The sequence below is a fragment of the Oleiphilus sp. HI0079 genome, from assembly GCF_001635105.1.
Genome location: NZ_LWFT01000427.1, coordinates 1 through 14,329 on the forward strand (window position 1 = coordinate 1; position 14,329 = coordinate 14,329).

Genomic DNA, 14,329 nt, shown 5'->3' on the forward strand with positions numbered 1-14,329 from the left:
TTGGCACCGATTACCGCGTTATCACTCGTAATCACTTCTTGTTTGGGAATCTCTAAAACGATGTCTTTGGTTGTTAACGTGTATCGCGCTACGTCAATAAATGGCACGATAAAACTCAAGCCTGGGGTGAGTGTACTTTGGTATTTGCCAAGTCGCTCGACGACGACTTGCATGCCTTGCGGCACCATCACAATGCTTTTGAAAATAGCAACGAGGACGATCGCGGCGATTAAGCCTGCGAGAATAAGACTGGTCATATCAAAGCTTCCTTTTTCTTTTCTACGATTAACAAGTGGTTTTCTTCAACGGAGACTATGCGAACGGTATCGCCCAATTTTAACGCTTGATCGCAGCGGTAGTCCCAAATCTCTTTGCCTTCCACTGGGATATTAAAGCGAAGCTTACCCGGTTGGCTGGCTTCGGTATTAAACGTGACATAGCCGAGTTGCGTATTCATGGCGGTTTGCAGGTCATGGCTTGTGGATTGATCGCCAATTTTCGGTTTAACGACCTTAAACCAAACGATGACATCAACTGCGCTCAGGCCGGCAAAAATAAGAACTTCCTGATAGGTTGCAAGTTCAACCAAGTAGGCGATGCCACCTGTAAATACGGCGGCGAGTCCAATCAGTAAAAACACGAAGCTTGGAACGAAAAATTCGACAAGGCTTAGCAGAAGGCCAATTGCTGCCCAGTGCCATGGCTCAAGTTCTATCATTAGGTCATCCTTTACGGTGGATAAAGCGAGAAGTTTTACAATAACGAAGAACGCAGCAAGGCGCTAGCGTTTCTCTGGACTGCAATGCCTACTCAAAGGTTAGACAGCTCTTCTTGGATATCGTTCTTAAAGTCTTCTGCTTCCGTTACCCAGACCGTTGCATCAAGACCAGGGAAAACGCCAATTTCAAGTTTGTCTTTAGTCAGGCCTGGCACCCAGTCCTTTAAAAACTTTGGTAAGGATAGGCATTTTGCTTCTAGATCCGTCTCACCCTGAGCATAGAAAACAGCCAGACTTTCACTTGGCCATACTGGCAAGTATTCAAATTCCTCGTCTTCTGAATAGATCTTTAAGAACTCTTCATTCTGATTGATGAGTATCCATACTTCGCGCTCTTCGACGATCTGGATAAGGCTGTATTCGTAACGGCTTTCGCAGTCCAAGTCGTAAAGTTCTTGAGGGTTCTCTTGGCTCATAACTAATTCCTATTTTCCCAAGGGGAAGGGGTTGGGTTGACGAAAGTGGCTAGATACAGGGTTTCTACCTTGTCTCTTGCCCATGGTGTGCGGCGAAGAAACTTTAATGATGACTTAATGGAAGGGTCGCTTTTGAAACAGTTGATATTGATGCGTTTTGCTAGACCTTCCCATTGATAGTGTTCTTGAAGTCTGGTCACCATCATTTCCAAGGTGATTCCATGCAAGGGGTTGTTCGGTTGCTCTTCGCTCATACGCTCTGCCAAAACAATAAAATAAGAAGATAGGGCCTTGTAACGCGCAGACTATAACGAATAAATGGCGAAGTTGTGTGTTTTTTTTGAAAAGACTCTAATGTCGATTGCCAGCGCAGCGCTTTGAGCGAAAAAGCCAGCAGGCTGCAGAAAGCGAAGGCCCGTCAGTAAAGTGGCTGCATTACTTTAGCTGTGCGAATAAGGTATGCGCCCATTTATAAAGAGCATCTAAACTGGGAAGCTCTTCGGATGTTTTCTTCGAAACCAGCCAATAAGCTAGCTCGGCTTCAATAGGGTCCGCGTTTAGTTTTACAACGCGCCGTGTCTTAAGCCAATGATTAATGATGGGCGTTAACCCTACGCAAATCCCCAAGCCTTCTTCTGCGGCGCGCAAGGCAGCGAAGTATGAGTCGCACACAATGCGCTCTTTAGCGACAATGTTTGGGAAAATCTGCCCCCAGTCCTCCAGGTTTTCGTTTAGTGTTAGCAAAGTATTTTCTCCAAGCAGCGCTTGGTTGACGAAGGTCTGTTGATCCAAACCATTTTCAGTTAGATAACGCTCACTAGCGATCAAGCAAAAGCCGATTTTGCATACAGGTCGCGCATATAACGAACTCCACTTACCCGCGCCAAAACGTATTGCTGCGTCAAACTGATGGTCATCAAAGCTTACTAGCTCGTTTCCGGTTGTAATGCGCAGTTCGGTCTTCGGGTCGAACTGCTTAAACTTCATATAATTCGGAATCAACAGCTCTTGAGCGATAAAAATCGGCGCGCTAACTTGTAGTACATTTGGGCCAAGGGACCGAGAGAATTGTTCGTACCCCTCCCTGTGCAGCTTTATAACCTGCCCTGCTACCGTGTAATAGCGATGTCCTTCTTCGGTGAGCCTTAGCTGCTTTTTGCTTCGGTCAAACAAACTGACACCAATATATTCTTCTAGAGATTTTATCTGCTGACTTATTGCTGGTGGGCTGACGCATAATTCGTCAGCGGCTTTACGAAAACTAAGCAGGCGCGCCGCACTTTCAAACGCTGGCANCCATTGGATAGGTGGGGGGGATGTGTTCATTGCCAAGCTTTCGAAATAAAGATAAGTAAAACTTATCATAAGCTCAGAAAATATGAATTGCGATGCTTTATTGCAAGGTATAGCGTGCCTAATCACAATAATGAAATAAGTTAATCTTAACTAGGCTGATATTGTAAAGCGCGCACGAACTAGAGGTAGCTATGACCACACAAGAACTTATCGATCACGACTCGGCCTGCATTCTGTGTTCGCGTAATTGCGGAATAACCATCAGCACGGATGGTGAAGGCCGATTTAAGAAGATCAAGGGCGACCCCAAGCACCCAATGACGACCGGCTATATCTGTCAAAAGGCGGCGCGCTTGGAGCATTATCAACACCATGATGACCGGCTAACAAAACCATTGAAGCGTAAAGACGATGGCAGCTTTGAAGAGGTCTCGTGGGATCAGGCTCTCACGGAAATTGCCGATAAGATGCTGTCGCTAAAAGAGCAGCATGGGCCAGACTGTTTTGCCGTTGTTGGTGGTGGTGGGCAAGGTAACCATTTAGGTGGCGCCTATGCACAGCAATTGCGTCATGCCATGGGTGGAAGCCGTTACGTGTACTCTGCGCTAGCGCAAGAGAAAACCATGGACTTTTGGATGAACGGCCGTTTGTTTGGTGATCAACGCGTTCACTGTACAGAAGATATTGAACACTCCGATTACGTGTTGTTTATAGGCTGTAACCCGTTTCAATCACACGGTATTCCTAACGCACGAGAAGTACTCAGGGAATTAAAAAACGACCCTCAGCGTACTATGGTTTTGGTGGACCCTCGCGTATCAGAAAGTGCTAAGTATGCGGATTATCATTTAGCGATAAAGCCTGGCACCGACGCTTATTTATTGTCAGCAATGCTGGGCATCATCGTGCAAGAAGAACTGTACGACAAACCATTTATTGCCGCGCACTGCACTGGATTTGAGGCCTTAGAAAAATCGTTACGCGCCATTGATGTCGATCGATACATCGCTCGAACCGAATTAGACCAAGATACCATTTATACCATTGCGCGCGACTTTGCCAAGGCCAAAGCTGGCTGCGTCCGCATTGATTTGGGTTTGCAGCACTCGTTGCACTCGACGGTCACCGCCTATCTTGAAAAAATGCTTTATATACTCACCGGAAATTTTGGGAAAAAAGGCGCAAACAATGTGCATGCGAGCCTACTACCAATATTGGGTAATAGTGACGAGCGAAGTAAGAAGATAAAGCTTACCGCGCACCATAAAATGCTCCCTATCGCCGGGTTATATCCACCCAATATATTGCCAGATGAGATCGAGCATGAGGGAGAAGATCGGTTGCGCGCACTTTGGATTGAAAGTGCTAATCCAATTCAGACATTTTCAGATACCCAAGCTTATGAACGCGCATTCTCAAAGTTAGAGCTTTGTGTCGTTGTAGACGTCGCCATGACAGAAACAGCCCGGCATGCGCATTATGTTCTGCCCGCTGCTTCTCAGTTTGAAAAGTGGGAAGCAACAGGCTTTAACCTTGAGTTTCCTTCCAATTTTTTCCATTTGCGCAAACCTGTACACAAGCCACTAGGCGACAGCTTGCCAGAGCCAGAGATCGCGACACGCTTATTAGAGAAAATGGGGGTGCTTCCAAAAAGCTACCCATTATTGGAAGGTATCGCCAAGTACCAACCTGCATTTGCTAAACATCAGCCCTATGTGACTGCGCTAATCGCAAAGCTGACGCGTAACAAAAAGCTTGCAGCCTATGCGCCGTCCATCATGTACCGAACCTTAGGTAAATATCTGCCCGGGGAAGCGGCGACGGGCGCATTCTTGCTACCACTTTCGATCAAATTTGCAGGTGAACATAAAGAAGCCGTTAAGCGAGCGGGGCACCACGGGAATAAACTCACGCTTGGCGCCAATTTGTTTAATGCGATTATTAATGGCAATTCTGGTGTTCGTGTCAGTACCCATAATTGGGAAGATATGTGGCAACTCATTAAAACCAAAGATGGAAAGATCCACCTTGAGATCACCGAGGTGCTTGAAGAACTTGATGCCCTTGCCGACCAAACGCCTCATCCAGCAGAAGTGTGTGAGGATTTCCCTTTCGTGTTGATGGCGGGTGAGCGACGTAGCTATAACGCAAATCAAATTTTTCGTGACCCAAGTTGGCGAAAAGTCGACAAGAATGGTGCGCTACGCATCCATCCGAGCGATGCCGAGCACTTAGACTTGCGTACAGGTGATCATGCAATCTGTCGCACTAGGGCCGGTGAAATAACGGTAGAGATTGAAGTGAATGACGGTATCCGCGAAGGTATGATCACGCTTCCTCACGGTTATGGTATGCGTTATAAAGATAGCGATCCTATTGGGCCTCAAATCAATCGCTTAACGTCATCGGATCATTGCGACCCATTTACAAAAACGCCTTATCACAAATATGTACCGGCACAATTAGTGGCGTTAGGTGCCTAGCCTAAGTGCGCGCCGCTAACGATACAGGCTTGTTTTCTCGCCAGATTCGCATTCACGTGTATCGATGTTTATCATTAAGCTGAAACGTTAAGTAGGGCAAATAGAGGGTTGCATGGTTAAACGATGCGCAGTACGCCAAAAAATGGTGACGCTGGCTTTTGTGCTTTGTTCCTCGCTCGCCGAGGCGGGTGGCGGAAAACTGATCGGCACAGCTGGTGTTGGTTCGATTGAAGGGGCTGGGGGCGGCGGTTTGACGCCTTGGGCGCCCATTGCAACGTATGCGAGCTCTGACGAGTTGGGGGCTAGCATCCTTAGTAGTGAGGCTCGAGTAGATGATTATAATCTGAGTGTGCATGGCATCGCAGTGGGGGCATATGATCGTTTAGAGCTTAGTTACGCGCATCAAGATTTATACAGCGATGCTCTCTCGCGTTCGATTCGTCAGAACATCGTTGGAGCTAAAGTTAGGCTGACCGGAGATCTTGTCTATGACGTCATGCCGGTTGTTAGTCTGGGTCTTCAGCATAAAACGTTACTCGATGAAGAGGTGCTGTCTCTTGTTGGCGCCGAAGACAGCGAGGGGGTCGATGTTTATCTGAGTGCTGCCAAGGCATGGCTTAATGGACCATTCAATCGAACCGCATTTGCCAATCTTAACGTGCGTTAATACCGAAGCGAATGAAACGGGACTGCTTGGGTTTGGCGGCGATGATTCTGGTGCCAATCTACTTGCAGAGTTTGCCGGAGGGATGTTCATAACGAAGCAGGTGGCGCTAGGTTTTGAGTTCAGGCAGAAGCAGAATCAACTAAGTGCTTTGTCGGAGGACCATTGGAAAGATCTCTTTCTTGCCTGGTTTCCTAACAAAAATTTGTCGATTACGGCGGCGTATCTCGATCTTGGTGTTATCGCGGGCCAAGAAGATCAAACAGGCTTTTATATCTCTCTAAACGGTACCCTGTAACCTGATTCCTTGGAGCTCTCATGCATAAGTATCTTTGTATTTTTCTCATTGTTGGCTTGATTGCCGGATGCCAGACTACGCAGAGTCGCGGATCACTCTTCGAGGAGCTTGGCGGGCAGAAGGGGGTTGAGGAGATTGCAGATAGGTTTGTTCGAATCTTGATCAAAGACGAGCGAACAGAGCAGGCATTTACGGAGACAGATCTCGATCGCTTCTACGAAAAAGTCGTTGAGCAGTTTTGCGAAGTCTCTGGCGGCCCCTGTGTTTATTCTGGTGACACAATGAAAGACGTACACAAAGGAATGGATATATCGGCAGCAGATTTTAATGCGGTTGTCGAAATACTACAGAAGGCGATGGAGCAATCGGATATTTCACTATCGGCTCAGAATCGCTTGTTAGCGAAGTTGGCACCTATGCGCGCTGACATGCTTCATCAGTGAGCTGTAGCGTTTAGACTTCTGCAAATTGCTGGCGACTGCCAACCCAGCGGCGAATTAAGTCTTTGGTTTGTCTGGGATGTTTCTGCATCTCTAGCGCGGCGTGTTTTACGGAATCTAGCCACTCGCTATCGCGTTCAAGGTCGGCTATCCGGAACGAGATTAAGCCCGTTTGTTTAGTGCCTAAGACTTCGCCTGGGCCGCGAATCTCCAGATCCTTTTCGGCAATTTTAAAACCGTCATTTGTATCGCGCATTGCGCCGAGGCGCTCTTTACCATTTTGTGATAGCGGCGGATGGTACATCAGTGCGCAATAACTTTTGTACTCGCCGCGGCCGACGCGACCGCGTAATTGGTGCAGCTGTGCCAGGCCAAGGCGTTCAGGGTTCTCAATTATGATGAGTGAGGCATTGGGGACGTCTACGCCAACCTCGATCACCGTTGTGGCGACGAGCAGATCAATGTTGCCAGCCTTAAACTGCTCCATGATCAAGGTCTTCTCATCTGCCTTCATTCGACCATGGATAAGCCCGACAGTGAGGTCGCTTAGCTCTGAGGCGAGCCATTGCGCGCTAGCCTCAGCAGCCTGGCATTGCAGTGCTTCTGATTCTTCAATCAGCGTGCACACCCAGTAAGCCTGTCTGCCGTCTTTGCAGATGCGTTCGACCCGCGTAAGAATATCCTGCCGCTTACTATCTGGAATAACAAAGGTTTCAATTGCCTGCCTCCCAGCCGGTAGCTCATCGATGATGGATGTATCAAGGTCGGCGTAGGCACTCATCGCAAGCGTTCGGGGGATCGGTGTGGCAGTCATAATGAGCTGATGAGGCACTCCGTAATCAGCGGATGCTTTGTTCTTAAGAGCAAGGCGTTGGTGAACCCCAAAGCGATGTTGCTCGTCGATGATCGCAAGGCCAAGCTGTGAAAACTCCACATCCTCTTGAAAAAGCGCGTGGGTACCGACGATGATTTGCACCGCGCCGCTTTTTAGTGCTTCGAGCTGAGCTTCGCGTTTTTTGCCTTTGACTTTGCCACTTAACCATCCAACCTGAATGTTCAGCGATGCGCACCAGAGCTTGAAGTTATTAAAATGCTGTTCCGCTAGAATTTCCGTTGGGGCCATCAGAGCGACCTGAAAACCATGCGCTATTGCCTGCAAGGCCGCGATTGCCGCAACTAAGGTTTTTCCGGAGCCGACGTCTCCTTGCACAAGGCGCAACATAGCATAGGGGTTTGCAAGATCTTCTCGTATCTCTTCGGAAACACGCATCTGCGCCCCGGTTAGCGTGAAAGGAAGTTGCTCTAAAAGCTGGTGTCTAAGATCTTTGCTTAGATCCGTTTCAGGCAGTGGCGGCGAGGTTTTTCTTTGCATGCTGGTGCGCAGTTCCAAAAGGCTCATATGGTGCGCCAGCAACTCCTCGAAGATAAGCCGCTGTTGGCAGGGGTGATAGCCCTCTAAAAGCGCATGCTGGTCGGCATCCGTTGGTGGGGCGTGGAGGTACTTTACGGCGGCTTGCAGCTTAGGTAGTTGCAGTTCATCGAGAATGTTGTCGGGAATCAGTTCAGTAATTTGATGGCGATCTAAAAATGCCAGCGCTGCCGAGCAGAGTTTTCTCAAGCGTGGTTGTTGTATGCCATCTGTCAGCGTGTAGATAGGCGTCAGTTTTTCTGGCGGGGCATGCTTCTTACTGTCTTTAAGGACTTGATATTCAGGGTGATAAAACTCAAGACCTGTTTGACCTAGGCGGGCTTCTCCATAGCAGCGTAAGCGGGTACCCGCCGTTAATTGTTTGGCTTGAGCCGCGCTGAAGTGATAGAAACGTAGCGCTACCTGTCCGCTCGTATCCTGCACGTGCACTTCAAGGCTTCGTCGTCTGCCATGCACAATTCGGCTACCTTTCACTTCAGCTTCAAATAGCGCGTGTTGCCCTGCTCTTAGCTGGCTCAGCGGAACAATGCGTGTGCGATCTTCGTAGCGAAACGGAAGATGGAAAAGTAAGTCTTGAATAGAAATCAAGTCGAGCTTTTTGAGGGTCTCCGCAAGGCTTGCGCCAACGCCTTTTAATTGCGTGAGCGGGATTTCATCGAGATCAGGCATGTCGTCTCTCGATCAAATTAATGGGCCGGTTGATTCGGCTCTTTAGCTCGGAAGTTAAGGGGTTCATTGCTCGCTGTGAGGTGCGTCTGATTAATTGTTATTGCGTGTTTTTGGTAGCGCTTTGAATTAATGTTAGTGTTTTTCGCGCGGCAATGCAGCTATTTCACGGTAACTATTAAATGTCCTATGCAAAACCTACTTGTTTGTTTGTCGGCTTTGGCCAAATAGCCAGTCGTGTTTTCGAAGACTTGAGCTCGGAAATCGAGTCGTTGGTTCTCAAGAGAACCGCAAGAGAGGTATTACCTAGCGCTGTTCGGGAAATATTCATTGGGGATGTTGCTGACCAAGAAGCGTGGTGTTCGCTGCCCGATAATATCGATGTGATTCTTTACTGTGTTACACCGAGTGGGCGCTCGGCTGAGGCCTATGAGCGGGTCTTTGTGAGAGGATTGGAGCAGTGTGTCAGGCGGTTTGTTGGTTCGAGTTCTCCTCATATAGTGTTTGTATCAAGCTCTAGTGTGTTTAGTCAGGACAATGGAGAGATTGTGGATGAGTTGAGTGCTGCGATGCCAAGTTCTCCAACTGCAACGGTTATTCGGCAAGCCGAACGTATCTTGGAGCAAAGTAATTTGGCGCATACGGTCGTGCGCTTTAGCGGCATATATGGTGCTGAGAGGCTAAGAATGGTTCGTCAGGTATTGGCAAGAGAGCCTGTGCTGAGCGGCAGTGAGCGTTTGAGTAATCGTATTCACGAAGATGATGCGGTTGGTTTTCTGGTCTTCTTAATTCAAAAAGTGCTCGCGAGGCAGGATGTCGAAGCTCTGTACATTGCTAGTGACTCAGCGCCGGTGGATTTAAACGAGGTTTATCGATTCATAGCGCGTCAACTGGGTATCGATGCAACCTTCATAGAGGCGGGAGCCGAACCCGTTCGAAGAACCGGTAATAAACGCCTATCGAACAAGCGTATGTTGAATACAGGCTATGGCCTTCAATATCCTGATTATCGCCAAGGTTATGCAGAGATGTGCGCGCGAATTAGCGGTTAAAGGAATTCAGTCGGCTCAGAAAGGAGGGCGCGCTGTTGTCAGCGCGCCGAAAAAACGAACAGATTAAAGAATAACAATACCGTCCATTTCGACTTCTGCACCTTTTGGTAACGCGGCGACACCGATCGCTGCGCGCGCGGGGTAGGGCGTTTGGAAGTAGGTTGCCATCACTTCATTGACTGTTGCGAAGTTGCCTAAGTCTGTAAGAAAAATGTTGAGCTTGACGATGTCTTGCAAGCTGCCGCCGGCGGCTTCACAAACCGCTTTTAGATTCTCGAACACTTGCTTGATCTGATTCTCGATCCCACCACCAACAAGCTCCATAGACTCGGGGTCGAGTGGTATCTGGCCCGAAAGGTAAACTGTGTCGCCTGCCTTCACAGCTTGAGAGTAAGTTCCGATCGCTTGTGGCGCTGTATCAGACTGGATAATGGATTTGTTGCTCATACTAAAACCTTATTGTATGTAAGCGCTTGCTAGCGCGTTAGTGATTGACAATTCTCTGTATGCTGATGACGGCCTTAATGTTCCTGATGCGCCGTATGACACGTGCCAAGTGTCTTCGTCCTTGAATGTGAATCACCGCTTTAATGACGCTCATATGTGCATTTTGCTCGGTCACCCCGATATGTTCAATGTTGGCTTCCGCGTGTGTGACAGCGGATGCCAGCTCGGCAATGATGCCTCGGTGACGCTCAAGCTGAATCTGCAGCTCGACGGCAAACTCGTCAGTAATGTCTTTCATCCAGCTGAGGTATAAGCGTTGATGCGCCTTGCTCGTTCGCAAGGCTTTTTTGCATTGCTCTGAGTGAATAACCAGACCTGTTTCGTTGTCTGGTAAGCCAATGATCGGGTCTCCTGGGATTGGGTGGCAGCAAGAGCTAAACGATACTTGCATGCCTTCCGTGCCTTTGATCATTAATTTTTGTCGTGGTGCTTCTTCTGCTTCCTGCCCGAGCTTTCCTTCTGTCGCTAACTGGCGCGCGATGATATAGGGCATGCGTAAGCCTTGACCAATCAGCAGAATCAGTTCATCAAGCGTTGCTACTTTATTGTGCTCAAGTACGTGATGCAGATGTGGCTCATCAACGTTCTCCCAAGTTAGTGAAATACCCGCCATGGATTTCTCGAGTAGCGTTCTACCCAAAGAAAGATTTTCAGCGTGCTGCTTTTGTTTGATGAAATGGCGAATGCTGCTTTTTGCCTTACCTGTTGCCACAATGTTGAGCCATGCTGGGCTCGGTTTGGCTCCCGGCGCGGTGATGATCTCAATCGTCTGTCCGCTTTGTAAGGGCTCGCTGAGGGACGCTAATTGCTTATTAACGCGGCATGCCACGCAGGCATTGCCAACATCAGTATGAATGGCATAAGCAAAATCTATCGGGGTCGCGCCAGCGGGAAGCTCTAGGATCGCTCCCTTGGGCGTAAACACGTAGATCTCATCAGGGAACAGGTCGATCTTAACGTGCTCAATGAACTCCATCGAGTCACCGGCATTTTCTCGAATCTCTTTGAGTCCGCTTAGCCAGCGATCAATACGTGCCTGATTGGCCAACTGCAAACTGGAATCGTCTTTATATTGCCAGTGTGCGGCGATACCGTTGTTCGCAAGGTTCTCCATTTCCACTGTGCGAATCTGCACTTCGATATTTACATGCATTCCGAAGAGCGTGGTATGCAAGGATTGATAGCCGTTTACCTTTGGCACGGCGATGTAATCTTTAAATCTAAATGGCAGGGGCTTGTAGAGTGCGTGTAGCGCACCAAGAATACGGTAACAGTCATCTTCCGAGTCGGAGATAATCCGAAAAGCATACACATCCATAATCTCGTGGAATGAGCGATGCTTGTACTTCATTTTTTGGTAAATACTGTAGAGATGCTTTTCTCGGCCAACAACCGTTCCGTTTAGGTTACGTTTATTGAGTTGCTTTTCAATGCGTCCTTGAATCTCGTCCAGAATCTCGTTGTGATTGCCGCGAAGTTTTTTCACCGCTTTGCGAATGTATTTCGAACGCATCGGATAGAGGGCTTGAAAGCCTAGATCTTCAAGCTCGGTACGGATGCTATTAATGCCAAGGCGGTTGGCGATTGGGGCATAGATGTCGAGCGTTTCGGTCGCGATGCGTCGCCGCTTTTCGTGGTGAAGTGGTCCAAGCGTGCGCATGTTATGGAGACGATCGGCAAGCTTGACTAGAATAACCCGAATGTCGTCCGCCATGGCGAGCGTCATTTTCTGAAAGTTGTGTGCTTGGGCCTCTGCTTTTGATTTGAATTCAATTTGCGTCAGCTTGCTTACGCCATCGACGAGCTCGGCTACTGCTTCACCAAATTCCGCTGCCAACTCTTCTTTTGTGGTAGGCGTGTCTTCAATCACGTCGTGCAGCAATGCAGCCATGAGCGTTTCATGGTCTAGATGTAAATCTGCGAGAATATTGGCAACGGCAATAGGGTGAATGATGTAGGGATCACCGCTGCGCCGGAATTGCCCTTCATGCGCTTCTTTGGCGACATAATAGGCTCTTTCAATCAGGCGCACTTTCGCCGGGTCGAGATATGATTCTGTTCGTTCTATTAACCCATCGATTTTGGGCACGCTTTACCTGCTAATGTGTGCGAATTTGAGAGACAAAAAAAGCTGAAGAGGCATAGCCTGATCAGCTTTTCTAGGCATTGCTTAATATTATTTAAGCTAGCAGGTTTTTCAAGCGTCTTGTAGTAAAGAAATTACTCAGGAGTGCTTAAGTCAACGTTTTTTGCATTGATGTGGCCTTCTGCAATTTCACGCAGGGCCAAAACGGTAGGTTTGTCATTTTCCACAGGCACTAACGGCTCTTGTGCAGTGTTTGCAAGCTGGCGTGCACGCTTCGTTGCTACCATGACAAGTTCAAAGCGGTTGTCTACGTTATCCAAACAATCTTCAACGGTCACACGTGCCATTCAAATTCACCTCTAGAAATCAAAATAGTGGACTTTATGTTAGCCCAAAAACGAACCGCGCATTCTATGTTAGTTACGTGCTTATGACAACAGGTCGTCGATAATGTCTTTATGACGCTGCGCTTGTGTGTCAACAAGCAGTCTGTGAGAAATAAAAATAGCTCCCAGCTCGGCAACGGCCTGACTGAAATTCTCATTCACTACCAAATAATCAAACTCGTTGAAGTGGCTGCATTCGGATGTCGCTTCCTGCATTCTGCGATCAATGACTTCGGCTTTGTCCTGGCCTCGGCTTTCCAAGCGTGTTCTGAGCGTTGCCTTGGATGGTGGCACGATGAAAATGCTGATTGCGCTTGGGAACTGCTCTCTTACCTGACGCGCACCCTGCCAATCGATTTCAAGTATTACATCCAGTCCTTGGTCAAGACGCTCCTGAACCCAGTTCCTTGATGTACCGTAGTAATTGCCGAAGACCTCGGCATGCTCGATAAAATCACCTTGATCAATGAGCTGCTTGAACTGCTCAACAGACACGAAGTTGTAGTTCACTCCGTCTTGCTCGCCCGGACGTTGGTCTCGGGTGGTGTGCGACACAGAGACTGCAATATCGCTGTAGCGATCAGTTAGTTCGTGAACAAGGCTCGTTTTGCCAGCGCCTGATGGAGCGGCGACAATATATAACTTTCCAGATATGGTGGGCTTGAGGATCATAACGGTGCTTATTCCAAATATGCTGCGGCAGATTTCTTCGCGACAATACAGATTGTCTTGGTTTAAGCCGGCACAGTTTACAGCTACTGTGCCTTGAATGGTAGAGTGTCGCTATAAGCGCCTTTTAGGTCATCTGATTGGACTGTTCCGAAAGAGCGGATCTTGCTTGCGTCCTATCGCTTGTCCTTGTTTCTATCGTTCCCCTGTGCCAAATCGATAAATGAGGCTAGTCATCAATGTCTTGTCCTGAAAGCCATCGTGAAGAGCGCTGAAGTATCTGTAATCCAGTTGTCCTGCCCATTTTGCATTAATCGCATAGTGCATCCCTAAACCAGCGTGTGCTGTGGTGCTTGAACGGTCTTCTTCTCTGTCTTGGATCGTTTCGCCTAGTCCGCCAACCAAATATGGTCGCCATTGGCTCTCTCCGCGCCAGTAGTGCTTAACTTGCACAAAATAGTTTTCGAACCGAACATTTCTTCCTAAGCCACTTTCGGGGTGCGAACGTGAGTAAAATAAGGAAGTAGACCATGATCTGTTTAGATGTAATCCAAGTGATAGGCCTCCAAAATCCCGGTCCTCAAAGTGACGCTTGGAGTCGAAATGAGCAAGGCCAGCATTGGCAGCAACAAAAATGATGCTCCGATCAATTGGATCTTCTGCGTGTGCCGCAATGGGCATGAACAAACTAGCAATGAGTGCTAAGCGTTTAATCGTTGCGAGGTTACTAGAATTGGAAGGCAATGTTTAAGCTCCATTGATCGTTACTCGACTGGTTTTGACCGTTGCCAGACGCAGGTTGAGTCGATACCCAGGCTGTTCCAGCCTTCACTACCTCTCGCCCCATCATGTTGTTTATGCCTGCGCCAATCGTGTCCACGGGGTCGAGCAAAAATAAAGCGATATCTCCCCAGAAATAAGATTCGTAAACGGTGCCACCATTCTTACGAATTTCTTTCTCTTTCTGGTAAGACCATTCGCCCCACAACCATCCGCCTACGGGCGTCACGACCAAGTCTTGAACCGACGGTACTTCCGCAAAAGCCTCTAACCCGTACTCCCAATAAAACGTGGACATCATGAACGAATACATGAAAGAGTCCCATTGACGGTAGCCGGATTTGCGCGCAACTTGATAATACACGCCACCAAAATAGGG

The 14,329-nt window shown here is 48.2% G+C and carries 17 protein-coding genes; 5 read left to right on the forward strand and 12 right to left on the reverse strand.

Translation table 11 applies throughout. The features are described 5' to 3' along the window. From A3750_RS05555 to A3750_RS05575, 5 genes are all read right to left on the reverse strand, one after another. Positions 1–257, reverse strand: a 257-nt coding sequence (locus A3750_RS05555) for an SPFH domain-containing protein (RefSeq protein ID WP_255374868.1), incomplete at its 3' end; no start/stop codon positions are given. Next, entirely contained in the window at positions 254–718 is a 465-nt protein-coding gene (locus tag A3750_RS05560) for an NfeD family protein (RefSeq protein WP_068458124.1), read from the reverse strand. The genes A3750_RS05560 and A3750_RS05555, both read right to left, overlap by 4 nt. A gap of 92 nt (positions 719–810) precedes the next feature. After that, positions 811–1,194, reverse strand: coding sequence for a DUF2750 domain-containing protein (locus tag A3750_RS05565; RefSeq protein ID WP_068458121.1), 384 nt, complete (start codon positions 1,192–1,194; stop codon positions 811–813). Between the two features lie 2 nt (positions 1,195–1,196). Beyond that, positions 1,197–1,448: a VF530 family DNA-binding protein gene (locus A3750_RS05570; RefSeq protein ID WP_068548079.1), complete on the reverse strand. Its 252-nt coding sequence runs from the start codon at positions 1,446–1,448 to the stop codon at positions 1,197–1,199. A 181-nt stretch (positions 1,449–1,629) separates the two neighbouring features. Beyond that, positions 1,630–2,520 carry a LysR substrate-binding domain-containing protein gene (locus A3750_RS05575; protein ID WP_197474926.1) on the reverse strand — a complete coding sequence of 297 codons (891 nt, stop codon included), beginning with the start codon at positions 2,518–2,520 and terminating at the stop codon, positions 1,630–1,632. Positions 2,521–2,681: 161 nt separating this feature from the next. On the opposite strand from A3750_RS05575, the gene A3750_RS05580 reads away from it, so the two are divergent. From A3750_RS05580 to A3750_RS05590, 4 genes are all read left to right on the forward strand, one after another. After that, positions 2,682–4,973 carry a molybdopterin-dependent oxidoreductase gene (locus A3750_RS05580; protein ID WP_068548081.1) on the forward strand — a complete coding sequence of 764 codons (2,292 nt, stop codon included), beginning with the start codon at positions 2,682–2,684 and terminating at the stop codon, positions 4,971–4,973. A gap of 112 nt (positions 4,974–5,085) precedes the next feature. After that, a complete protein-coding gene (locus A3750_RS25960; RefSeq protein ID WP_068743134.1) occupies positions 5,086–5,640 on the forward strand; it encodes a DUF3034 family protein in 555 nt (184 codons plus the stop codon). Further along, the gene (locus A3750_RS25965) at positions 5,618–5,935 is read left to right on the forward strand and encodes a DUF3034 family protein (protein WP_197474927.1); all 318 of its coding nucleotides are present in this window, start codon (positions 5,618–5,620) and stop codon (positions 5,933–5,935) included. Before A3750_RS25960 ends, A3750_RS25965 begins: the two co-directional genes overlap by 23 nt. A 20-nt stretch (positions 5,936–5,955) precedes the next feature. Next, complete coding sequence (locus A3750_RS05590) at positions 5,956–6,378, forward strand: group 1 truncated hemoglobin (protein ID WP_068457941.1); 423 nt, start codon at positions 5,956–5,958, stop codon at positions 6,376–6,378. A 10-nt stretch (positions 6,379–6,388) separates the two neighbouring features. Here A3750_RS05590 and recG read toward each other — a convergent pair whose 3' ends face one another. After that, complete coding sequence (gene recG / locus A3750_RS05595; RefSeq protein WP_068465826.1) at positions 6,389–8,473, reverse strand: ATP-dependent DNA helicase RecG; 2,085 nt, start codon at positions 8,471–8,473, stop codon at positions 6,389–6,391. Between the two features lie 179 nt (positions 8,474–8,652). Here recG and A3750_RS05600 point away from each other — a divergent pair, with 179 nt between their 5' ends. Further along, positions 8,653–9,522, forward strand: coding sequence for an NAD(P)H-binding protein (locus A3750_RS05600; protein WP_068454373.1), 870 nt, complete (start codon positions 8,653–8,655; stop codon positions 9,520–9,522). A gap of 63 nt (positions 9,523–9,585) precedes the next feature. Here A3750_RS05600 and A3750_RS05605 read toward each other — a convergent pair whose 3' ends face one another. From A3750_RS05605 to A3750_RS05630, 6 genes are all read right to left on the reverse strand, one after another. Beyond that, on the reverse strand, positions 9,586–9,969 hold the full coding sequence (locus tag A3750_RS05605) for a RidA family protein (protein WP_068454376.1): 384 nt from the start codon (positions 9,967–9,969) through the stop codon (positions 9,586–9,588). A gap of 37 nt (positions 9,970–10,006) precedes the next feature. After that, positions 10,007–12,118, reverse strand: coding sequence for a bifunctional (p)ppGpp synthetase/guanosine-3',5'-bis(diphosphate) 3'-pyrophosphohydrolase (locus A3750_RS05610; RefSeq protein WP_068454379.1), 2,112 nt, complete (start codon positions 12,116–12,118; stop codon positions 10,007–10,009). A 131-nt stretch (positions 12,119–12,249) separates the two neighbouring features. Continuing rightward, the gene (rpoZ, locus tag A3750_RS05615) at positions 12,250–12,462 is read right to left on the reverse strand and encodes a DNA-directed RNA polymerase subunit omega (protein ID WP_068454382.1); all 213 of its coding nucleotides are present in this window, start codon (positions 12,460–12,462) and stop codon (positions 12,250–12,252) included. An 81-nt stretch (positions 12,463–12,543) separates the two neighbouring features. Then, positions 12,544–13,173 carry a guanylate kinase gene (gene gmk, locus A3750_RS05620; protein ID WP_068548082.1) on the reverse strand — a complete coding sequence of 210 codons (630 nt, stop codon included), beginning with the start codon at positions 13,171–13,173 and terminating at the stop codon, positions 12,544–12,546. A gap of 192 nt (positions 13,174–13,365) precedes the next feature. Further along, entirely contained in the window at positions 13,366–13,914 is a 549-nt protein-coding gene (locus A3750_RS05625) for an outer membrane beta-barrel protein (protein ID WP_068465824.1), read from the reverse strand. After that, the coding region (locus A3750_RS05630) for a DUF3943 domain-containing protein (RefSeq protein WP_156498434.1) at positions 13,898–14,329 on the reverse strand (432 nt) is incomplete at its 5' end. The genes A3750_RS05625 and A3750_RS05630, both read right to left, overlap by 17 nt.